Origin of the sequence: Pseudomonas sp. JAI111 (genome assembly GCF_024809425.1) — a bacterium.
GTDB lineage: Bacteria > Pseudomonadota > Gammaproteobacteria > Pseudomonadales > Pseudomonadaceae > Aquipseudomonas.
This window is the reverse complement of record NZ_JANUCB010000014.1, coordinates 25877-48492: the sequence shown is the minus strand read 5'-3', so window position 1 is coordinate 48492 and position 22616 is coordinate 25877. Positions and strand designations below refer to the sequence as shown.

At 58.9% G+C, this 22616-nt stretch carries 19 protein-coding genes; 9 read left to right on the top strand and 10 right to left on the bottom strand.

The features are described from left to right. The 4 genes from HNR03_RS29730 to HNR03_RS29715 all read left to right on the top strand — a co-directional run bounded on the left by HNR03_RS29730 (position 1) and on the right by HNR03_RS29715 (position 5493). Positions 1–879, top strand: coding sequence for an endonuclease/exonuclease/phosphatase family protein (locus HNR03_RS29730; RefSeq protein WP_222589188.1), 879 nt, complete (start codon positions 1–3; stop codon positions 877–879). Continuing rightward, positions 876–2921 (top strand): diguanylate cyclase, encoded by a 2046-nt coding sequence (locus HNR03_RS29725; RefSeq protein WP_259157673.1) that lies wholly within the window; start codon positions 876–878, stop codon positions 2919–2921. Before HNR03_RS29730 ends, HNR03_RS29725 begins: the two co-directional genes overlap by 4 nt. Before the next feature lie 103 nt (positions 2922–3024). Beyond that, the gene (locus HNR03_RS29720) at positions 3025–3804 is read left to right on the top strand and encodes an N-acetylmuramoyl-L-alanine amidase (RefSeq protein WP_259157672.1); all 780 of its coding nucleotides are present in this window, start codon (positions 3025–3027) and stop codon (positions 3802–3804) included. A 75-nt stretch (positions 3805–3879) separates the two neighbouring features. Beyond that, entirely contained in the window at positions 3880–5493 is a 1614-nt protein-coding gene (locus tag HNR03_RS29715; protein ID WP_259157668.1) for an EAL domain-containing protein, read from the top strand. A 15-nt stretch (positions 5494–5508) separates the two neighbouring features. On the opposite strand, the gene HNR03_RS29710 is transcribed toward HNR03_RS29715, so the two are convergent. Then, positions 5509–7299: a KinB sensor domain-containing domain gene (locus HNR03_RS29710; RefSeq protein WP_259157666.1), complete on the bottom strand. Its 1791-nt coding sequence runs from the start codon at positions 7297–7299 to the stop codon at positions 5509–5511. Between the two features lie 10 nt (positions 7300–7309). Beyond that, positions 7310–8656, bottom strand: coding sequence for a sigma-54-dependent response regulator transcription factor AlgB (algB, locus tag HNR03_RS29705; protein WP_222589184.1), 1347 nt, complete (start codon positions 8654–8656; stop codon positions 7310–7312). Positions 8657–9096: 440 nt separating this feature from the next. Between algB and HNR03_RS29700 the strand changes: the two genes are divergently transcribed. The 5 genes from HNR03_RS29700 (at position 9097) to HNR03_RS29680 (ending at position 13568) form a co-directional block, all read left to right on the top strand. Beyond that, the gene (locus HNR03_RS29700) at positions 9097–9384 is read left to right on the top strand and encodes a hypothetical protein (protein WP_222589183.1); all 288 of its coding nucleotides are present in this window, start codon (positions 9097–9099) and stop codon (positions 9382–9384) included. Positions 9385–9466: 82 nt separating this feature from the next. Further along, positions 9467–9631 carry a DUF1328 domain-containing protein gene (locus HNR03_RS29695; protein WP_003177151.1) on the top strand — a complete coding sequence of 55 codons (165 nt, stop codon included), beginning with the start codon at positions 9467–9469 and terminating at the stop codon, positions 9629–9631. Positions 9632–9633: 2 nt separating this feature from the next. Beyond that, complete coding sequence (locus HNR03_RS29690) at positions 9634–10098, top strand: inhibitor of vertebrate lysozyme family protein (protein ID WP_222589182.1); 465 nt, start codon at positions 9634–9636, stop codon at positions 10096–10098. A gap of 705 nt (positions 10099–10803) precedes the next feature. Next, positions 10804–12135: a glutamate/aspartate:proton symporter GltP gene (gene gltP / locus HNR03_RS29685; protein ID WP_259157613.1), complete on the top strand. Its 1332-nt coding sequence runs from the start codon at positions 10804–10806 to the stop codon at positions 12133–12135. A gap of 203 nt (positions 12136–12338) precedes the next feature. After that, positions 12339–13568: a nucleoside recognition domain-containing protein gene (locus HNR03_RS29680; protein WP_090177461.1), complete on the top strand. Its 1230-nt coding sequence runs from the start codon at positions 12339–12341 to the stop codon at positions 13566–13568. Between the two features lie 118 nt (positions 13569–13686). Here HNR03_RS29680 and HNR03_RS29675 read toward each other — a convergent pair whose 3' ends face one another. From HNR03_RS29675 to HNR03_RS29640, 8 genes are all read right to left on the bottom strand, one after another. Next, positions 13687–14313: an ABC-type transport auxiliary lipoprotein family protein gene (locus tag HNR03_RS29675; RefSeq protein WP_259157612.1), complete on the bottom strand. Its 627-nt coding sequence runs from the start codon at positions 14311–14313 to the stop codon at positions 13687–13689. Then, on the bottom strand, positions 14310–15248 hold the full coding sequence (locus HNR03_RS29670; protein ID WP_259157611.1) for an MlaD family protein: 939 nt from the start codon (positions 15246–15248) through the stop codon (positions 14310–14312). The genes HNR03_RS29675 and HNR03_RS29670 overlap by 4 nt, the downstream gene beginning before the upstream one ends. 1 nt (position 15249) lies before the next feature. Further along, positions 15250–16053: an ABC transporter ATP-binding protein gene (locus tag HNR03_RS29665; RefSeq protein ID WP_222589178.1), complete on the bottom strand. Its 804-nt coding sequence runs from the start codon at positions 16051–16053 to the stop codon at positions 15250–15252. After that, the gene (locus HNR03_RS29660) at positions 16050–17198 is read right to left on the bottom strand and encodes an ABC transporter permease (RefSeq protein ID WP_259157610.1); all 1149 of its coding nucleotides are present in this window, start codon (positions 17196–17198) and stop codon (positions 16050–16052) included. Before HNR03_RS29660 ends, HNR03_RS29665 begins: the two co-directional genes overlap by 4 nt. 54 nt (positions 17199–17252) lie before the next feature. Beyond that, the gene (locus HNR03_RS29655) at positions 17253–18281 is read right to left on the bottom strand and encodes a DUF2914 domain-containing protein (protein ID WP_259157609.1); all 1029 of its coding nucleotides are present in this window, start codon (positions 18279–18281) and stop codon (positions 17253–17255) included. 114 nt (positions 18282–18395) lie between these two features. Then, positions 18396–19784, bottom strand: a complete 1389-nt coding sequence (locus HNR03_RS29650) for a pitrilysin family protein (RefSeq protein ID WP_222589175.1) — start codon at positions 19782–19784, stop codon at positions 18396–18398. A gap of 121 nt (positions 19785–19905) precedes the next feature. Beyond that, positions 19906–21564: a Na/Pi cotransporter family protein gene (locus HNR03_RS29645; RefSeq protein ID WP_259157608.1), complete on the bottom strand. Its 1659-nt coding sequence runs from the start codon at positions 21562–21564 to the stop codon at positions 19906–19908. A gap of 265 nt (positions 21565–21829) precedes the next feature. Continuing rightward, on the bottom strand, positions 21830–22594 hold the full coding sequence (locus HNR03_RS29640; protein WP_222589173.1) for a TerC family protein: 765 nt from the start codon (positions 22592–22594) through the stop codon (positions 21830–21832). Positions 22595–22616 lie beyond the last annotated feature (22 nt).

The window sequence follows — 22616 nt, the reverse complement described above, 5'->3', positions numbered from 1 at the left end:
ATGCGCCGCTGGGGTACTGAACGGGTTGTTGGCCTGCATGATCCGCAGGTCAACGAACATCATCTGGAATCGACGGGCTTGCCCGCAGACAGCCGTCTGCGCCTGCTCAGTTTCAATATCCAGGTCGGCATCAGTACCGAGCGTTATCGGCACTACCTGACCCGGGGCTGGCAACATTTGTTGCCGCACACCGGGCGTGCCGACAACCTGCAAAAGATCGGCAATCTGTTGGGCGACTTCGATCTGGTCGCCCTGCAGGAAGCCGATGGCGGCAGCCTGCGATCGGGTTACGTCAATCAGGTGGAACACCTGGCGCAACTCGGCGCCTTCCCCTACTGGTATCAGCAACTCAACCGCAATCTCGGTCGCCTCGGCCAGCACAGCAATGGCGTGCTGAGCCGCCTGCGCCCGTGGGCGATTGAAGATCATCCACTGCCTGGCCCCAAAGGCCGCGGAGCCATCCTGGTGCGCTTCGGCGAGGGTCCGGAGGCGTTGGTGGTGGTGATGATGCACCTTGCGCTCGGCGCTCGGGTGCGCACGATGCAACTGGCTTACATTCGCGAGTTGATCGGCGGCTACAAGCACCAGGTGCTGATGGGCGACATGAACACCCACGCCAGTGACCTGCTGCAGAACTCCCCTTTGCGTGACCTCGGCCTGCTCGCGCCACAACTGGAAGCGACCTTCCCCAGTTGGCGTCCGCAGCGCTGCCTGGACCATATTCTGCTCAGCCCCACCCTGACCCTTGAAAAGGTCGAGGTGCTGGCACAACCGATTTCAGACCACCTGCCCGTCGCGGTAGAGATTCGTCTGCCGGGTTCGCTCACGGCCGATGCATTGCCCGCGTTGAGTCCTGCCCCTCGCGGATCCCTTGAATGAGCGACGAAACAGAGCGTTGGAAAGAGAAATACCTCAAAAGCATCGAACAACAGGAAAAGCTCGAACGCCGATGGAACGCCAGGCTCGACCTGCTGCGCCGTGGCCTGGTACGCAGCACGCTTGCCGCGGAGGGCACCGATCGCGCCGTTGATCAATGCATGAAGGAAATGCGCGAAGTCGTGCGTACCGATGATATGGACGCCGGCCTGGCCGCCTTGTTGCCACGGCTCGAAAAAGCCGTGCTCGACTCCGAACAGCGCCGGGAAACCCGGGTCAACCAGACTAGCGCTGCTCTGACTGCACTGGTTACGCAGCTGCAAACGCTGCCGCTGCCACGCGAAGTCAGCCGACCGCTCAAGAATTTTGCCAAGCAACTGGATGCCCGGGTCAGTCAGGCAAAGGAAATTCCGTTGCTGCTTAGCGAGCTTAGTGGCTTGCAAGGCAATGCCTTGCGCCAACTGGATAACCCGACAGAGCCTGATCGTCCCGGTTTTTTGCAGCGGCTGTTCGGTAGTCGGGAAGCGGATGAGGCTGCGCCTCAGGTTGCCGTCGCTACCGTGCAAGCGCCTGCCCAGCAGACCGTTGAACCGACTCCCCCATCATCCGTCGAGACTCAAACGGTAACAGTCAATCCCGCACCTGCGAACGAACAGCCGCCAGTCAAGCCGCCAGCGCACGACGCCCAGCCCGTCGCTGCAATCCCTGAGCCCCTGGTGATACAGGCCGCTCCCAAAGCGGTTACCGCTCCCGACGTCGTGGCGTTTGTCCCACCTGTCCTTGCCCCCGCGCCTGAATGTGCGCAGCCGGCAGAGTTACAAGAGCAGACAGATTTTGAACAACTGCAAGAGCCAGCGCTGCCAGCTATCGAACCTGCCGCGCAGGTTCAAGAGGTAATCAATCCTGACGAATTGAAACCGGCAATGACGACCACCGGTGATGAGCAGCAACCTGAGCCAGGGGACATTGTTTATGCCTTGCCGGACTCACCGGAGCCTTCCTACAGTTCTGTCGCCAAGCATATTGAAGACACGCTGCTGGGCCTTCTTGACGACCTGACGCTGCCTGAGCGCCACCGGCCGCAAGCCGAAGCGATGCGCGACCGCCTGCAAAACGGCTTGAACTGGTACGAGTTGATTCCGATCCTCGACGATCTCGCAACTTTGATGCTGGCGATCACCGACAGCGGACAGCACGAATTCGAAGCTTACTTGCAGCATCTCAACGAACGCCTGGAGTCATTCCAGAGCAACTTGCAGGCGGCCAGCGACGGTCATGCCGACAATCGATCTGCCGCGCGCGAAATGGACACGCAGATCCGTGAGCAGGTCGACGGCTTGCAAAGCAGCATGCAGGAAGCGGCAGATCTGGAGGACCTCAAACACGTCCTTGAGAACCATCTCGAAGGCCTGCTGGGCACGATGGACCAACACCAGAAGCAGCGCGACGAGCGTGAACATGAAATCGCCGCACGCCTGCAAAGCCTGGCCGAGCGGGTGGCGCACATGGAACAGGAAGCGCTGGGCTACCGCGAGCACCTTGAAGAACAGCGCCAGAAGGCGCTGATCGATCCGCTCACCAGCCTGCCCAATCGAGCCGCCTGGAGTGAGCGACTGGAGCACGAGGTTCACCATTGCCAGCAACACGGCAACACCTTGTTGCTGGCGATGCTGGATCTCGACCACTTCAAACGCATCAACGATAACTACGGGCACCTTGCGGGTGACAAAGTACTGAAAATCATCGCCAGCGTGCTGCGCAAGCGCCTGCGGGGAACCGATTTCATTGCACGGTTCGGAGGTGAGGAGTTTGTCATGTTGATGCCTGACACTTCATTGGTAACCGGCGCAAAGCTGCTGGAAACGTTGCGCGCCTCCATTGAAGCCTGTCCTTTTCACTTCAAGGGCGAGCGGGTGACCATCACGCTGTCCGTAGGTTTTACCGCATTGAAAACCGCGGAACACAGTGATCAAGCACTTAAAAGAGCCGATCAGGCGTTGTATCGCGCAAAGAATGGCGGCCGCAACCGGGTTGAATCAAGCTGACAGGCAATTGTTCCTTTTTATTTAAAACAGCGCTTTTGCCCTCTGCACGCGAGGCAGTACGTTACACTGTTGCATTACTGTCTTGGGTGTATTGCCTCCAGCCATGAAATGTCTTGCTCTCATTGTGTCGCTGCTCCTGCTGGCGGGTTGTGCCAGCGGTCCGCGGATCGACACCAGTCACCCTTCAGCCAACTACGACAGTCGCATTCAGTTCGTGGTGGTGCATTACACCAACGCCTCGCTCGAGCGCTCTCTGCAGTTGCTGACCCATGGCGAGGTCAGCAGCCACTATCTGATCGGCGATGATAAAGGCGCCACCATCTATAAGCTGATGGATGAAAATCTGCGCGCCTGGCACGCCGGTGAAAGCGAGTGGCAAGGCCGGACCTGGCTGAATTCCAGCTCCATCGGCATCGAGATCGTCAATCCGGGCTTCAAGGACACCCCGACCGGTCGCCTGTGGTATCCCTACAGCGAAGCTCAGATTCAATCGTTGATCTTCCTGCTCAAGGACATCAGCAAACGTCACAACATCAACCCTGACGCCATCATCGGTCATAGCGACATCGCGCCGCTGCGCAAGCTCGACCCCGGTCCGCTATTCCCCTGGAAACGCCTGGCCGCCGAAGGCCTGGGTATCTGGCCCAACGAGCAGGCGGTTGCACGCCAGCAAGCCCGGTATGCAGTCGAACTGCCAAGCATCAGCTGGTTTCAGTCACAGTTGGCTCACCTGGGTTACGCCACTCCGCAAACGGGTGAGCTGGATGTAGCGACACGCCATGTACTGGCCGCTTTCCAGATGCATTTCCGCCCAACCCGCTTCGACGGCACCCCGGACGCTCAAACCGCAGCATTGCTACAGGTCTTGAATCAGACAAAATAATGACGCCCGCCCGACGGTCGAGGCTATTTCCAAATCAGCAGCTATAACTCATTGGTAATTCTTCGGATATCCATGATGGCTGTAGCTCGAGAGACGCTTCGTAGTTGGTTCTATCGCCCTTGGTTCCTGGCGATACTGGCTGCTGCCTTCAGCGCAACACTATTGATGGCCGGCAGCCTGTTTGTGGCAATGCATCAGGTCGAACAGAGCGAGAGCGAGGAAATGAACGCTCAGGGCGAACGCTTTCTTGTCCGCCTCGAGCAGTTGTTCGGGCAGCTTCGAGAGAGCCTCGACGACCTGGAAGCCCCGCCGTTACGAACGTGTGATACGGCGATGGTCGCGACGTTGCAACAGGTCAGTTTCAACTACCGCTTCGTTTACGAAGCCGCTTACATGGATGGCCCGCGAATCTGCTCAAACCGCCCTCGCCAGGAAGTGTTGTCGCTGACACGACCACCGGACATCAGGGGCCCCACCTACAGCTTCTGGTTGAACACCACGACCGAGCCCGATGAAAACCGTGCTGCGCTGATGCTCGGACGTGGCAACTTCCGTGTCGCGACGTCTCGCGGACATTTAACCGACATGGTCGATCTGTCCCCCGGTAGCAGCCTGCTGGTCGTGCTCGATCACGGCAACCGCGCGATTCCGGTTCTGGGTGTCGAGCAAGTCTGGCCGCCCACACAACCCTGGCCCCCAAAAAGCCAGGATGCATTGCAAGTGACTCAAACTCACTTGATTTACCGCATGCCCACCAACAACCCCGAATACCAATTAGTGCTGATCACTCCGCGCACGGGCATGCATGTGCCTGCCGTGTGGTGGTGGCTGCTACCGGCCAGCCTGGCCTTGGGTGTCTTCGTTGGTTTCATGGTGTTTTTGCTGGTGCGACAGCGACAGTCACTGGACGCCGAATTGAACGGCGCCATTCGCCGAGGCGAATTGCAGGTGCTGTATCAACCGATCTTTGATCTCAACAGTCGCAATTGCGTCGGTGCCGAAGCCTTGCTGCGCTGGCGAAGGCCGGACGGCACCCTGACCAGCCCCGACCTGTTCATCCCGATGGCCGAAAACACCGGTCAGATCCGTCAGATGACCGACTTCGTATTGCAGCGGTTGCTTGAACAACTGGGACAGTTGCTACGCGCCAATCCGCAGCTGTACATCTCCGTCAACCTGGCGGCTTGCGACGTCATGGTCCCGCGTATCGGTCAGGTGATGGCGCGCCTTTTGACCTTGCATCGGGTTGCGGCAAAGCAGATCGCTTTCGAGGTGACTGAGCGTGGCTTGATCGATGTGGTGGTGGCCAGGGAAAACCTGCAAGCGCTGCGCGATGTCGGGCATCAGGTATTGATCGATGACTTTGGCACGGGATATTGCAGCCTCGCCTACCTGCAAACCCTGCCGGTGGACTGCCTGAAAATCGACAAGGCGTTTATCGATGCACTGGGCCATGACGCAGCCAGCAGCGGTGTGGCACCGCACATCATCCATATGGCGCAGGCCCTGCAACTCAAGGTGATCGCTGAGGGAATCGAACATGAAGCCCAAGCGAAGTTTTTGAGCAGTGAAGGTGTGAGGTATGGTCAAGGTTGGCTTTTCGCCCATGCGCTGAGCGCCGTCCAGTTCATTGAACTGATTACCCGCGGCCGCCGGCTGAGCGCTCGGCGTCTTGATGATGAAGCCTGAAGAAATGGCTGCGGCTTATACCGCCAGCGCCATGTAGAACTGCGTCCCCTGCCCTGGCCGCGAATAGACACCCATCCGGCCGCCATGCAGCTGCACGATTTCCTTGCACAGCGCCAAGCCAAGCCCCGCGCCACCCTTCTTGCGACCGACCTGAACAAAGGGCTCGAAGATCCGCCCCTGCTGGCCGTACGCAATGCCTTCACCGTTGTCTTCTACGCTGATAATCACCCGCTCACCATGACGTCGGGCCTGTAACCGTATCAACCCACCCTGGGCGGTGTGGCGCAAAGCGTTATCGATGAGGTTATCGAGTACCCGATCCAATTGCGCCTGGTCGGCCTGCAACCTGGGCAGCGGCCCCTGAACTTCCACCAGCAATTCAACGCCCTTGAGCGCCGCAGCCCCGGCAAAACGTCCCCGGGCCTGCTCAAGCAGATCTTCGATGGCACAAGGTGCCAGCGTGAGCTTCTGCAATCCGTTCTGGTAGCGTGAAAAATTCAGCAGGTCGTTGATCAGCTGCATCAAGCGCTGCATTTCTTCATTAACGGTATCCAGCAAATCAGCTTCGCGCGAATCCTCAGGAAACTTCGCCCGTTCTCGAAACAGGCCGAACGCCATGTGCATACCAGTCACCGGGGTGCGCAGCTCATGGGAGGCCCGCAGGACAAATTCACTGCGAACCCGTTCGAATGCACGCTGCTCGGTGACGTCATGCAACACCATGACAGCGCCAAGAATGTGGCCCTGTGTATGACTGACCGGCGTCAGGCTATAGGTCAGCAACCTGGATTCGCCATCTACCTCAATGCTCAGGTCTTCCGGTGCCCGCTCGAGGGTCCCGCCGCGCAGCACCAGTTGCAGTTGTTCATCCAGTTCGGGGCGTTCAAGTGCCGTCCCCAGCCCTTGGCCAAGACGATCGGCGTCCCAGCCCAACTGGCGCTGCGCCACTGGATTGAGGTGCTCGAGATGACCATCGCGATCAATCATCAGCAACCCGTCGTCGATGCTGTCGAGTACGGCCTGCAATCGTTGCTGACCGGCAAGCAGCTCGTCGATATTCATCGCCTGGTGCTCGCGCAACGCCTCGGCCATGATGCCGAAACGCTTGGTCAGCTGGTTCATTTCCACGGCGGAGGACACCGGCAAGGTCACTTCGAAATTGCCTTGTCCGATATTGTCCGCAGCTTGCACCAAGGCTTCGATCGGAGCGCCAAAACGCCTTGCAATTGCATGGGCAGTAACGAATCCGATGATCAGGACTGCCAATCCCACCAATCCCAGCAAACCTGCGATCAGCAGCGCCCGCTCACGGGCCTTGCGTTCGGTGTCATTGATGTTATCCAGCGCGCGCTTGTGCTCGGTGATCAGGCCATTGCGCAGTGCGTTGAATTTTTCCGTCAGCGCTTCTTTGCCACTCAATACCTGTGTCGGTTCACGTGCCTGGCTGTAGGCCTCGAGAAATTCGAGGTAATCAGCCTTCGCCTGCTTGAATCCGTACAAGTCGCCGTTGCCGGCTTGCTCATGGGCGATGCCTTCGTCCAACAACTGGAGGTAATGCTGGCGGGTCGCCTCAAACGCTTCAGGATTGGGCGTCTCATTGACCATGACCATGAGCTGATCGCCCAGGGTCTGGCGCAATTTCAGCCCCAGATCCAGCGTGACAAAGTTCTCGCGAACCAGTGCTTCCTGAGTCGCGGCCATCTGCATCACGCTCACCAGCCCGAGCAAGAGCCCGAGCAATGCCACCGTGATCAGCGCCGAAATACTCAGGAACAGCCGAGTACGCAGCTTCATCGCCAGTTTCATCGGACAGCGCTCACAGGTTGTACTGCTTGCGCTTGCGATACAGGGTCGAAGCGTCGATGCCAAGGGTTTTGGCCGCCTGGTCCAGCGTGTCGGCCGTGGCCAGCACGGCACCGATGTGGGCTTTCTCCAGCTCATCCAGACTCAACGCAGCACCGATGCGCGGTGCGTTGTTGATCGGCGTCTCGGCCATGCCCAAATGACTGATCTCGACCCGCTCCTGTGGACAAATGATGCTCGCCCGCTCCACCACGTTACGCAGCTCGCGAATGTTGCCGGGCCAGCGGTAACCCAGCAGCGCCTCACGGGCTTCATCGCTGAAGCCTCTCGCCGGTCGGGCGTACTCCTTGACGAAGCGCGCAAGAAAACGGTCAGCCAGGTTCAGGATGTCTTCCCTGCGCTCGCGCAGTGGCGGCAAGTGCAGGGTAATGACGTTCAGGCGATAGAGCAGGTCTTCACGAAAACGACCGTCGCGCACCATGTCTTCGAGGTTCAGGTTGGTCGCCGCAAGAATTCGCACATCGGCGCGGCGCGTCACGGGGTCGCCCACACGCTCGTATTCCTTGTCCTGAATGAAACGGAGCAATTTTGGTTGCAACGTCAGAGGAAAATCGCCGATCTCGTCGAGAAACAGCGTGCCGCCATCCGCTTGATTGACTCGCCCCAAGGTGCTTTCGCTCGCACCCGTGAACGCGCCACGGCTGTGGCCGAAGAGTTCGCTTTCCATCAATTCCGCCGTCAGCGACGGGCAGTTGATAGTGACGCAAGACTTCTTCTGGCGCTTGCTCCAACCGTGAATGGCTTGCGACAGTTCACCTTTACCGGTCCCGGACTCGCCAAGGATCAGGATGTTGGCGTCGGTGCCGGCCACTTGGCGAGCGGTCTCGAGCACGACTTTCATGGCCGGGCTATGTGAGTCCAGGCCGTCCTTGGATTTGCGCACTTCGCCTTCAAGGGCTTCAAGGCGCGCGGAGAGTTGGCGCACTTCCAGCTGCTTGGCCGTGGCCAGGCGCAATTGGTCGGGGCTGCAAGGTTTGACGAGATAGTCGGCCGCACCCGCCTGAATGGCATCGACTGCGGTGTCTACGGCGGAGTGAGCGGTGACGATCACCACGCGCATCCAGGGTGCCTGGATGCGCATCTGGGCCAAAACATCCAGGCCATTGTCTTCGCCAAGGCGCAGATCGAGAAAGCACAAATCGAACACCTGGCGCTGCAATAAGGCGTCGGCCTGTGCCGCGCTGTTCGCGGTAGCGACGCTATAGCCTTCATCTTCGAGGCAATAACGGAAGGTTCGCAGAATGGCGGATTCGTCGTCCACCAGCAGAATGCGGCCTTGATGCTCAGTGGCTGATTCCATGTTCCTGCGCTCCATTTAATGAATGATCTTGGTTAGTCCCGGAAAAATCGGGCAAGTTGCATGGTTTATTCTGATCCATTCCGACCCTGGCAGGGTAGTTCTCTACCGATCTGTTAGCTAATGGTCTGATTTATCTGGTTTTTTACTTAAATATCGCTTTTAAGGCGATTACCCACGTCCCTTTCTGACATCTGCGCCCTCCTCGCAATTCAAAAATTCTCAAAGTTCCCTCGATGCGATCGTGCAATACGCACGACCTTGCGCAGGACATCGTGCAGGATGCGTCCTGCGCGCATTTCACCAACAATCTAACTATTTGATTTTAAACGATTTAATTCTATGAAAAAGCTGGCATGCAGGCTGCAATGTATAGGGTAAGCAGGGCATAAATTATCGACGCCCACTAGCAGATCACCCACCAGAGTGGGAGGAGCTTCAGGATGAATCGTCAACGTGCCGGCCAGTTGCCTATATCGCCATTGCATATCCAGCAAGGCCTGTTTGCCCTTCTGGCCCTGCTGATCACGCTGATTGCGGGCCAACAGTTCCTTCTTTGGGAACAGAGCCAGCAGCCAGAGGCGCCGCACGTATCGATTCACCCTGCAACCCAGACTCATTTCAGAGCCGTCAGCAGCAACCAGGCTGACCTCGCCCCGATGCGAATGATGGACGTCGACCAGGCTCAGCCTGCGGATCAGATGCCACGTCAGGAACATTGGGTGTTCTAGGCAAACGAACTTGGCGCGATCGATGCGCCGGGAAAAGCACCACACGCACTACCTCTAATATAGAAGCGTAAGGAGAATCACCATGTTGAGCTGGGCAATCACATTCTTGATCATTGCCATCATTGCTGCGGTACTGGGCTTCGGTGGTATCGCGGGCACCGCCACGGGTATCGCCAAGATTCTCTTTGTCGTGTTCCTGGTGATGTTTATTGCTTCGTTCTTCTTTGGCCGTCGCGGTCGAGGTTGAAGATGAGCGTCACGTTTAAGACATTGGCAGCCGCCCTGCTTCTGGGCGGTAGTGCCATGGCAATCGCTGCCAATGATGGGCAGTCGCGGGTCAACGAGTTGCTAAGCGCAGACCCGCAGTACCGTGAAACCTGGACAAAAGTCGTTAAAAAGGAAGAACGACTGCCGGAATGGGTGATGAACCTGTCTGGCGATGCCGAGCAAATGAATGCTCTTGAAGAAGATGGCGACAAGTATCTGGTCGGCCCGCTGTGCGAAACAAAGTCGACGTGCCGGACCAAACGCTTGATCGTGGCATTCAGTTTCGACAAAAAGGACGCCTACGCCATGTTGATCGAAGTGCCCGCAGGACTGCCGGCCGACAAGTCGCCAACGCGACATGCCGATTACCGCTTCCTCGGCAAACCGGATCAAGGTATGCAGGATTTGTTGATGGAACAGCTCAAGAAAGATCCAAACTGGTACTGAGTTCGAAACACGGAAGAGGCGGCACCGCTTCTTCCCTATGCGCTACCCGAGGAAGGTAGTCGCATGACCAAGGGGTCGGGACGTTCTGACTGTTACAGGGTCGGAGTGACCTACGGGCACATGGAGTGTCTGCGCAAGGGCCGGGTCAGGAATAGCTGCGACGCAAGTTCGCCGATCCACTGTGATCTGACGAGCTTGCGTAGAGCTTTTTGCATGAAAAGCAACGTCCTAGAGCGTTCTGCTCATCCCCTGCCCTTAAGACATGGCGACTCCTCACAAAACCGTTGCGCGGTGTTTCTTTCGTGACCGTATATCGAGAAAGATCTGCTTTGCGTACGAAGTGTTTTCGCTTTGAAACGTAGGCTTTTTCCTAAGTTTTGCCCTACTCCTCCCCGCTCAAAAAATGACCAATCTCCCCTGTAATGGCCGGTTCACGGCACTTATGCCTGCCGAAATGTCGTATTCGAACCGGTTGGGACGCGAGTTTCAATTGAAAAAGCTCATGCCGATTCGGCATAGGGTAGGCGTTTACGGCATTAGACGTCGCCGCCTTGCATCGGAATAGTTGCGCCTTTTTTCGCCTGCCAGAGAGCCATACAACTCGCTCCGGGGCACCTTATACGGGGGCAGAGGCATACGACTTTTTCGCCACAAGCGTTCCAGTTCCTGCATCTGCCTGAGTCAAACGCAAGTAAGGGTAAAGATATGAAGAAGGCAAAGCTTAGCCTCGCCTGGCAGATCCTCATCGGTCTGGTATTGGGGATTGCAATCGGTGCGCTGCTCAACCATTTCAGTGCCGAAAAAGCCTGGTGGGTCAGCAACGTCCTGCAACCGGCAGGCGATATCTTTATCCGTCTGATCAAGATGATCGTTATCCCGATCGTCATTTCCTCGCTGATCGTCGGCATCGCAGGCGTTGGTGACGCGAAGAAGCTTGGACGTATCGGTCTGAAGACCATCGTTTACTTCGAAATCGTCACCACCATCGCCATCGTGGTCGGTCTGGTGCTGGCCAACGTGTTCCATCCGGGCACCGGCATCGACATGAGCACCCTGGGTACGGTGGATATTTCCAAGTACCAGGCGACCGCTGCCGAGGTTCAGCACGAACACGCGTTCGTCGAAACCATCCTCAATCTGATCCCGTCGAACATCTTCGCGGCCATGTCTCGCGGCGAGATGCTGCCGATCATCTTCTTCTCCGTATTGTTCGGCCTCGGTTTGTCGAGCCTGCAATCGGACCTGCGTGAACCGCTGGTGAAGATGTTCCAGGGCGTCTCGGAAAGCATGTTCAAAGTCACCCACATGATCATGAACTACGCCCCGATCGGCGTTTTCGCACTGATCGCGGTGACCGTGGCCAACTTCGGTTTCGCCTCCCTGCTGCCGCTGGCCAAACTGGTGATACTGGTTTACGTCGCCATCGCCTTCTTCGCCTTCGTGGTGCTGGGCCTGATCGCCAAGTTATTCGGCTTCTCGGTACTCAAGCTGATGCGCATCTTCAAGGATGAGCTGGTGCTGGCTTACTCCACCGCCAGCTCCGAAACCGTGCTGCCACGCGTGATCGAGAAAATGGAAGCGTACGGCGCACCGAAAGCCATTTGCAGCTTCGTGGTGCCAACCGGCTACTCGTTCAACCTTGACGGTTCTACCCTGTACCAGAGCATCGCGGCGATCTTCATTGCTCAGCTCTACGGCATCGATCTGTCGATCAGCCAGCAATTGCTGCTGGTGCTGACCCTGATGGTCACCTCCAAAGGCATCGCCGGTGTACCGGGCGTGTCCTTCGTGGTGTTGCTGGCCACCTTGGGCAGCGTCGGTATTCCGCTCGAAGGCCTGGCGTTCATCGCCGGTGTCGACCGCATCATGGACATGGCCCGTACCGCACTGAACGTGATCGGCAACGCCTTGGCCGTACTGGTTATCTCCCGTTGGGAAGGCATGTACGACGATGCCAAGGGCCAGCGCTACTGGAACTCCCTGCCGCACTGGCGCAGCAAAGAAAAGCTGCCGGTGGGTGAAGTCTCCAGCAACTGACACAAAACCTTGTAGGAGTGAGCCTGCTCGCGATAGCGGTGTATCAAACAACAGAGATGTTGGATGTGCCGCCCTCATCGCGAGCAGGCTCACTCCTACAAAGGTCCAGTCCAAGCCGTACAAACAAACCCCGGAGAAATCCGGGGTTTGTCGTTTCTGCACACCCCGCTATCATTCGCCGCATCTTCCGGGGGATTTGACTGATGCTTAATGGCCTGTGGCTTGGCTTCTTCATCGTGGCTGCCATTTCGGCGCTGGCGCAATGGCTGATTGGCGGGAACGCCGGGATCTTCGCGGCGATGGTGGAAAGCATCTTCGCCATGGCCAAGTTATCGGTCGAAGTCATGGTCCTGCTGTTCGGCACACTGACGCTCTGGCTGGGCTTTCTGCGAATTGCCGAAAAGGCCGGCATCGTCGAATGGCTGGCCAAAGCGCTCGGCCCGTTGTTCCTGCGTCTGATGCCGGAAGTCCCACCCGGTCACCCGGCCATCGGCCTGATCACGCTGAACTTTGCCGCCAACGGCCTGGGCCTGGACAACGCCGCCACGCCGATTGGCCTCAAAGCCATGAAAGCGCTGCAAGAGCTCAATCCCAGCGACACGATTGCCAGCAACGCTCAGATCCTGTTTTTGGTGCTCAACGCCTCTTCGCTGACCCTGCTGCCAGTGACGATCTTCATGTACCGCGCCCAGCAAGGCGCGCCCGATCCGACACTGGTGTTTCTGCCCATCCTGTTGGCCACCAGTTGCTCGACCATCGTGGGCTTTTTGTCGGTGGCGTTCATGCAACGCCTGCGCATCTGGGACCCGGTGGTGCTCGCCTATCTGATTCCCGGTGCCTTGGCCCTCGGTGCCTTTATGGCGCTGCTGGCGACCCTCTCGGCGAGCGCTCTGGCGGGTTTGTCATCCATCCTCGGCAACCTGACGCTGTTTGGCTTGATCATGCTGTTCCTGGTGATCGGCGCGCTGCGCAAGGTGAAGGTGTACGAAGCGTTCGTCGAAGGGGCCAAAGAAGGCTTCGACGTGGCCAAGAACCTATTGCCGTACCTGGTGGCGATGCTCTGCGCGGTCGGCGTGCTGCGAGCCTCCGGCGCACTGGACTTTGGTCTGGACGGTATCCGTCACCTGGTGGCATGGGCCGGCTGGGACACGCGCTTCGTCGACGCACTGCCAACGGCGATGGTCAAACCATTCTCCGGCAGCGCCGCTCGGGCAATGCTGATCGAAACCATGAAGACATCGGGTGTAGACAGCTTCCCTGCGTTAGTCGCGGCGACGGTGCAGGGCAGTACGGAAACGACGTTCTATGTACTGGCGGTGTACTTTGGCGCGGTGGGGATTCAGCGCGCGCGGCACGCGGTCGGGTGTGCGTTGCTGGCGGAGCTTGCTGGCGTACTGGGTGCTATCGGCGTTTGCTACTGGTTCTTCGGTTAACAACAAAACCATGTAGGAGTGAGCCTGCTCGCGATAGCGGTGTGATAGTCAACATTTTTGGTGACTGTCACACCGCTATCGCGAGCAGGCTCACTCCCACATGGGTCCAGTGTTGGCTTCAAGGGCGGGGAGGCGGCGCGACTTTCTGGCCTTGCTCAACCGCCCAACTCACCACCTGCGCCGTCAACTGATCACTGGCCTGGCCAAACCCGGCTACCACAGCCGGCACCTGCACATCGCTCAACGGCTGGCGCACTTCGAAGCGACGGCTGGCGAGGATCCGCTGGTCATACCCGCGCACCAGCAACGCATCCAGACGCACGACCACACTGGCCGCCGTGCCTTGATACTCCGTCTGAAAGGCCTGCAGATTGCCGCCCAACTCCAGATCAGCCTGGAAATTGCTGTCATCGGTGCTCAACAACGGCACCCGCCCGTCACGCTGGAAACCATCGAGCAGGCGATTGCGCAGCAACACCGGCGCCGGATCGCTCCAGCGTGACGCCTTGTAGCTGCTGAGCAGGTCACCCTGAGGGATGACCGCGATGTTCGGGCTGTTCAAGGCCTGGCTGGCCTGGGGCTTGGTCAGGCGCAGCGACCAGCGTTGCGGCGCGCCGTGGCTGGCCGCGACGCTGCCCTGGGACGCCGGCAAGCGATAGACATCGGACGGCTCTGACTTGGGCAGGATCGAACAGGAACTGACCCAGGTGAAGCTGGCGAGGAGGGCGAGGTGAACAAACTTCATGGCGTGAATTCCTTGTTCTTGTCATCACCCAGCAGATAACCGCTGGGGTTGGCTTGCAGGCGTTGGGAGATGGCCCGCAATGCCGTCAGGGTGTCGCGCAGTTCACGCACCGCTGGCGCCAGGCCATTGAGGCCCTGCATCCCGCTGTTGAGCGAATCCTGATTGGTCGTGATGAGGGTGTTGATGGTCGCGCTGCTTTGCTCCAGCGATTTCATCGCCTGCTCGGCGCTGCCGAACACCTGCTTGCCCTGATCATTGAGCAGGCCATTGGCGTTGCGCATCAGCGCTGACGTCTGTTCGAGCATGGCCCCGGCTTGCTTGCCGACCGACGCCAGTTGCTGCATCGCCTGACGAATATCACCGCGTTGATCGGCGATGGTGCCGGTGGTTTGCTCCAGATGCTCAAGCGTCTTGCTGACGCGATCGACGTTGTCCGGAGAAAACATCTGATTGGCGTTATGCATCAACGTGCTCACGCCGGCCATCAAGTCATTGCTGTCGTTCATCAAGCGCGCGATGGGCGAGGGCGACGCCACAATCGTTGGCAAATGACCGTCCTTGCCCCTCAGCGTCGGGCTTTGCGGCGTACCTCCGCTGAGCTGGATGATCGACGTCCCCGTGATCCCGGTCAGCGCCAACTTGGCCTGGGTGTCTTCCTTGATCGGCGTATCGCCCCCCAGGCGAATCCGCGCCAGCACCCGACGCGGGTCTTTCGGGTCCAGGCGCAACGTCACCACGTCGCCAACCTTGATCCCGCTGTACTGCACCGCGCTGCCCTTGGACAGGCCGCTGACCGCCTCGTTGAAGACGATCTCGTAATCCTTGAACTCGGTATCGACGCTGGACTTGGCCAGCCACAGACCAAAGAGCAGGGCGCCTGCCACCACCAGCACGGTGAACAGGCCGATCAATACATGATGGGCTCGGGTTTCCATGTCAGACCTCTTTCAACTGTTGAGCGGCCGTCAGCGCCGCGCGGCCGCGAGGGCCATGGAAGTATTCGTGAATCCACGCGTCGTCGGTTTCCGACACCTTGTCGATGGCGTCCGCCACCAGCACTTTCTTCTGCGCCAGCACCGCCACCCGGTCGGTGATGGTGTAGAGCGTGTCGAGGTCGTGGGTGACCAGAAACACACTCAATCCCAGGGCATCACGCAGGGTCAGGATCAATTGATCGAACGCCGCAGCGCCGATCGGGTCGAGGCCGGCGGTAGGTTCGTCGAGAAACAGGATGTCCGGGTCCAGCGCCAGCGCCCGGGCCAGTGCCGCGCGCTTGATCATGCCGCCGGACAGCGAAGCAGGGTACTTGTCGGCCGCCGACAGCGGCAGACCGGCCAATGCGAGCTTGACCGCAGCCAAGTGCTCGGCGTCTTCACGGCTCAGACCCGCGTGTTCGATCAAGGGCAGTGCGACGTTTTCGGTCACGGTCAGCGAAGAGAACAGGGCGCCTTTCTGGAACAATACGCCGAAACGCCGTTCGACCAGCGAGCGCTCGTGTTCGGACAGGGTTGGCAGGTTCTTGCCGAAGACTTTCACCACCCCCTCACTGGGTTGGCGCAAGCCAACGATGCTGCGCAGCAACACCGATTTTCCGCTGCCGGAACCGCCGACCACGGCGAGGATTTCGCCCTTGTACAAATCGAGATCAAGGTTTTCGTGCACGCTCTGGCTGCCAAAGCGATTGCACAGGCCACGGACTTCGATCACCGCCTCGGAAGGCGCGCGCGGTTGTCGACTCACCAGCCCATCTCCATGAAAAACAATGCGGCCACGGCGTCGAGCACGATCACCACGAAAATCGACTGCACCACGCTCGACGTGGTGTGCGCACCGACAGATTCGGCACTGCCGCTGACTTTGAAGCCTTCAAGACAACCAATCGAGGCAATCAGGAAGGCAAAGATCGGCGCTTTGACGATTCCCACCAGAAAGTGCTGAACGCCAATGTCCGATTGCAGCAGCGAAAGGAACATCGCTGGCGAGATATCCAGCGACACGGCGCACACCACACCGCCGCCGACAATGCCTGAGAGCATCGCCAGAAAAGTCAGCATCGGTAGCGCAAACAGCAAGGCCAATACGCGCGGCACCACCAGCAATTCCACCGGGTCGAGACCGAGCGTACGGATGGCGTCGATTTCTTCATTGGCTTTCATCGAGCCGATCTGCGCAGTGAACGCACTGGCGGTGCGCCCGGCCATCAGGATCGCGGTCAGCAATACACCAAATTCGCGCAGGAAGGAGAACGCCACGAGGTCCACGGTGAAAATGCTCGCGCCGAAACTGGCCAACACCGTCGCCCCGAGAAACGCGACCACGGCGCCCACCAGAAAGGTCAGCAGCGCAACGATGGGCGCGGCGTCGAGGCCGGTCTGTTCGATGTGCGCAACCATCGGCGTGATACGCCAGCGCGCGGGGCGAAACAGATTGCGCGCGATGGTTTCAAGAATCAGGCCGACGAAACCCAGCAGTTGCAGGGTGTCCTGCCAGATCGCATCGACGGCGCGACCAATGCGTGTCAGCAGTTGAATGCCGACGCTGATTTCCGGTTCCTTGAGTGGCACGCAGAAATCGGTGAGCGAGCAATAAACGGTCTGCAACAAGGCACGGTCGGCGGAAGAAAGCGTGCAATCGGGATGCTCGGCGGACCGGCCCAGACGCTCGGAGCCGAGTAATTCCACCAGCAACGATGCCCCGGCCGTGTCGAGGGCGCCGAGGCCGTTGAGGTCGATGTGCGTGCTGTCGTCGTACTGGCCACGGAGCTTTTCGCTCAGTTGCTTGAGATCGGCGTAATGGGCGAGCGTCCAGTCACCCGTAACCCGCAGTTGAGCAGGGGAGTGAGAGGCGTCTAGTCGGGCATTGCCGGCCATTGTGCTACTGGTCATAAGCTCCGTGCTTGTTCGGCTGATACGCAGGTCTACGTAATAGCACGAACCGGATTAGTTTTCTTTGATCGGTGTGCTGTCCGTAATCTCGAAGCGCAGCACCCCGATCAACTGGCCGTCTTCGGTCAGCACCCGAACCTGCCATTTACCCGCCGGGTTGCCGGGGAAGTTCTGCTTGTGGGTCCAGGCCCGATAGCCTTCCTTGCGCCCGCCGTGGATGTCCAGCGGGATGCGGTCAACCTCTTTGCCGTTGAACATCCACACGTGATAAATCCGTTCATCCAGACCGCGCGGAGCGTTGATCGCGGTGTAGGCGTACAGGCCATCTCCGCGGATCTGTTCGGCGCTGACCTCATCAAGGCTCTTGCCTGGCGTGCGGTCTTGCATCTGCGTGCTGATCGCCACGTCGGTCATCCACAGCGTCGCCGGCGGCACCCACGAACGCAGCACCCAGCCAACGCCGCCGATACCTACGGTAATGCTCAGAATCGCCAACGCGTTGCGCACGGTCCGTATCGGGAAAATCGACGCCAGGCTCGGGAACGACAGCACCACGGAGATACCCAGCGCCAGTTTGAAACTCTGGGAGGTGGTCAGGTGCATGATGACGGGCAGGGCGGTCAGCAGCGCAGCAAACAGCGTCAGGGTGTGCAGCGCCAGGAACGCCCAGCGTCGGGGCGCCAGCCATTTGTAGTAGAGCGGGTCGATGATGGAAATCAGCGCCGCAATCCCCAGCATCCCGGTAAAAAACAACTGACCGCTGTTCCAGGTGGTGGTGATGAAAAAGAATGGCAGGACGAAGAACAGACTTTCCTGGTGAATCATCTGCGTCGCATAACGCAGCAAAGGCTGGGGAATTTCGCGTTTGAAAATTCTGGTGAAGAGCTTGGTCAGGCTGTTTTCCAGCATCAGCCAGATCCAGCTGAGCACCATGATGATGGTGATCCACGTCGCCAGGCTCTGTTGCCGATCAACCAGAATGAAACTGCCGACCCCGGAGATAAAACCGCCGAGCGCAATGACGCCTGGATAGCGCTTCATCAATTCCAGGATGCGCTGTACGTATAGGGTCAAAGTAGGCATTCGGCGATTCACAATAGTCGTGGGAAAAATCCTCGACAGACTACCGCCCGTGGGGCGGTGTGGCGAGGTTCGCAATCCAGACCCGCCCCCCTGTAGCACCGCCAAAGGCAGCGGTTATACGGTTGGCGGACCCCTTCGGTGCATGCGCCAGCCCAGCACCATCAACACGATAAGGCCAAACACGCCGGCAATCGCCCACATCAACTGGTCATAGCTCAGCAGTGGCTTCTCGATTCGCAAGTAGCCCGGCTGCATCAGCAACTCACGCATCGCCTTGTTCGCTTCTTCGAGCGTCACGCCTTGCAGCTCCTTGGCCGGATCAGCGAAGCGTCCGTCCTCGTAGTCTCCAAGCGCACTCCAATAGTAATCGGCCAGTGCGCTGTTTCCTTGAACGGCCCAGGCCTGGCGGGCGATTGCGGCCTGTTTGAGCCGGTTGAACGTGTTCGCGTTGAGGCCGTCCCTGAGCATTCCGGCCTTCAAGTCTTCCAGCACTTGTTTGGCTTCAGGCACGTCGTCGCGTTCCAGGTCTGCGTTCAGGCTCATGAAGCCCACCCCGCCAAACAGTTCGCGCTCAGCCGAGGGGCCATAGGACAAGCTGTGGGCAAGGCGCAATTTGCGATAGAGCGCCCAGTCCAGATACTCCTTGAGCAAATCGAAGGTTTCGTCATGCAGGTCCTCCAGCACCGGTTCCGGAACCAGCCAGTGGAGCTTGGCGCCACCTCCGACGAATCCAGTGTTCAGCGTTCGCTCGTGGGCAGCGCTGGCCTGGATTTGCGGCAGGGCCAAATGATCGCTCGGGTCGACAGCCGCAAGTTCGCCATAGGTTCGCTCCAGATAGGCTGGCAGCAGGCGGTCGAGTTCGCCGACGACGATCAGCGTCATGTTGTTGGGTGCATACCAGGCCTTGCGCACTTTCTCCAACTGTTCACGGGTCAGGTGATCGACTTGAGCCCGCTCCGGGCATTTGAGGCCCAGCTCCACCGCCAGTTGATTACTTGCCGTGTGACCCAGGTCCTGACGATCCAGCCAGCGTTGCAGGTGCGAGTAATGGCCGCCGTCTTCGCGCTCGACCACTAGTTTGGCCGCGTTGATGGCGTTGTCATCGATTCGGGTCTGAGTCAGGAGCGCCAATAGCAGGTCGAGGACCTTGCGCTGGTTTTGCGCCGGGGCCTCGATGGTGAACGTGGTGTCGGCGTTGCTGGTGAACGCGTTCCACTCTCCACCCAATGCCTGCATGCGCTCTTCCAGACCGCCTTCGCCGGTGGCATCGATGCCGCTAAACAGCAAATGCTCGAGCAAATGCGGCAGCTCCTTGTCGGCGCAGCTGAAATCATCCAGGCCAACGCCGACCACCAGACGAATCGCCACATGCCCGCGCTCGGTGCCGGGCTTGAGCAGCAATTGCAGACCGTTGGGCAGCGTATAGCCTTCGACCTGAAAACGATCCAGGGCAAACGACGGCAATGAACCCAGCAAAAGAAAGGCGAACAACAGACAACGCATAGAAAGCTTCCAGGCAACCAATCGGAGATCCGTGTCGTCCTTCAGGCCGCTATCGCGGGTTGCCCACGAAGACGGCCTTGAGGCTGAACCACTCTAACTGACTGACCACACTGCCAGACGTTCAAGGCGAATGCGTAATGTCAGCCAAATCGTCGACGGCGAGCGCGCCAGTGTCAGACGTTTCCAGCACCACATAAGCGCTGCTGCAAAACAACGAACTCAAGCGCTTCATGTCGGCGATCAGTTCCAGGTGCAACGAACTGGTCTCGATACTCTGTACGATTTTACGTTGCAACCGGCTGACATGCGCATGGGCCAGGCGGCGTTCCTGTGCGCGAAAGCGACGTTTCTCACGCAGTAACTGGCGGGCACTTTCCTTGTCGGCACTGAGGAACACCGACAATCCCAAGCGCAGGTTAGAGATTAGCTGAGTGTGCAATCCTGCAAGCTCTTCCAGGCCGACCTCGGAAAAAGACCGCCGCTGCGAGGTTTTCTGCTGCTGGACCTTGCGCAACATGCGCTCAATCAGATCGCTGGCGAGTTTGAGGTTGATCGCCAATTCGATGATTTCTGCCCAGCGCCGACTGTCTTGATCGCTGAGGTCCTCACGAGGCATCTGCGCCAGATAGAGCTTGATCGCGCTGTAGAGCGCTTCGACATCATCGGTCAGCCGGCGCATTTCCTGGGTGACAGCACTCTGTTTGCCGCGCAGCACGTCGAGCATGGCTTCAAGCATGTTGTCGATCAGATCGCCAATGCGCAGGGTTTCCCGGGCGGCGTTGGCCAGCGCCAGGCTTGGCGTGAGCAGGGCCGTGGGATCAAGGTGCCGCGGTTTGGCCGTGCCATTGAGCTCCGGGCGCTCGGGCAGCAGCCACGCGCAAAGCCTGGCCATCGGACCGACGCTGGGTAACAGGATCAGGCATCGCGCGGTGTTGTAGAGCAGGTGGAAGCCAATGACCATTTCCTGAGGGCTGAAATCCAGGCTGTCGATCCAGTGCACCAGCGGATCGAGTACCGGAATGATCAGCAGCAGGCCGATCAGCTTGTACAACAGGCTGCCGAGCGCCACCTGACGACCGGCGGCGTTTTGCATGCTGGTGCTGAGAAACGCCAGGATGCCGCTGCCGATATTGGCGCCAATCACCAGACCAATGGCCACTGGCAGACTGATTACCGCAGCGCCGGCCAGGGTTGCCGTCAGCAGGACGGCGGCCAGGCTGGAGTAGGAAATCATCGCGAACATCGCGCCGACCAGGGCATCGAGCAGAATGTCGCCGGTCAGAGAGGCGAAGATCACCTTCACGCCCTGCGCATGAGTGATGGGCGCGGCAGATTCGACAATCAATTGCAGCGCCAGAATGATCAGGCCCAGGCCAATACTGACGCGGCCCATCTGCCCAAGCCGCGTCTGTTTGCGAGACAGAAAGAAAATCACCCCGAGGAAAATCAGCAGCGGCGACAGCCACGACAGGTCGAACGTCAGCACCCGCGCCATCAGTGCCGTACCAACGTCGGCACCGAGCATGGTCGCCAGGGCCGGCGTCAGCGCCATCAGGCCTTGGCCGACAAAGGAAGTGACGAGCATGGCGGTGGCGTTACTGCTCTGGACCATCGCGGTCACGACGATTCCGGAGATGAAAGCCAACCAGCGTTTGGACATGTTCTGGCCGATGACATGGCGCAGATTGGAACCGAAGACCCGCAAGATGCCGGTTCGGACGATGTGCGTGCCCCAGATCAGCAAGGCCACGGCGGATAACAAATTGAGCAGGGTGAGCATAAGGGCCCCCTGTGGTGTTAGCGCCCCAGAGGGGCAAATTGACGGAGCCGCGCGACGTTCTACGTTTTGTACTTAAGCTGTAGTTGGCTAACGGCCTGCGCGCCAGCATCGCACAGCTAAAGAAGCGATTGAAACAAAACTGTCATGAAAACAGGTTGATGCGGATGTGAAAAAGGGGCCGAAGGCCCCTGCAATTCATGTGAGAGCAAGCTCGCTCCCACAGGTTTTGTGCACTGACTGACACCAGCCAGTGCACAGGTTCGGGTTATTGCCCCGGAATGTCCTTGCGCAGTTTCACCGGTTCCTGCTGCTTTTTCTTCGCCATCGCGGTGCGCATCTTGATGTTGATCGCTTCAACCGCCAGCGAGAACGCCATGGCGAAGTAGACGTAGCCTTTTGGCACGTGCACGTCGAACGACTCGGCAATCAGCACCGTACCGACGATCAACAGGAACGACAGCGCCAGCATCTTCAGCGACGGGTGCTTGTCGATGAATGCGCTGATGGTGCCCGACGCCCACATCATCACCAGCACGGCAACAATGATCGCCGCGACCATGACCGGAACGTAGGAGACCATCCCGACCGCAGTGATCACCGAGTCCAGCGAGAACACGATGTCGATGATCGCGATCTGAATGATGGTGTAGAAGAAGTTGCCGCCCTTGCCGCCCGGCTCTTCATTGCTTTCGTCTTCGCCTTCGAGCGCGTGGTACATCTCTTGCGAGCTCTTCCACAACAGGAACAGGCCACCGAAGAACAGGATCAGGTCACGCCCGGAAATGCCTTGGCCGAACACTTCGAACAGGTCGGCAGTCAGGCGCATGACCCAGGTGATCGACAGCAGCAACAGGATCCGCGTGACCATGGCCAGCGCCAGGCCGAAAATCCGCGTGCGCTGTTGCATGTGCTTGGGCATGCGGCTGACCAGGATCGAAATCATGATGATGTTATCGATACCCAGGACGATTTCCAGGGCGGTCAGGGTAAAGAAGGCAACCCAGATTTCAGGGTTGGTCAGCCATTCCATGTGTATTCCTTTGAGCGAGTGT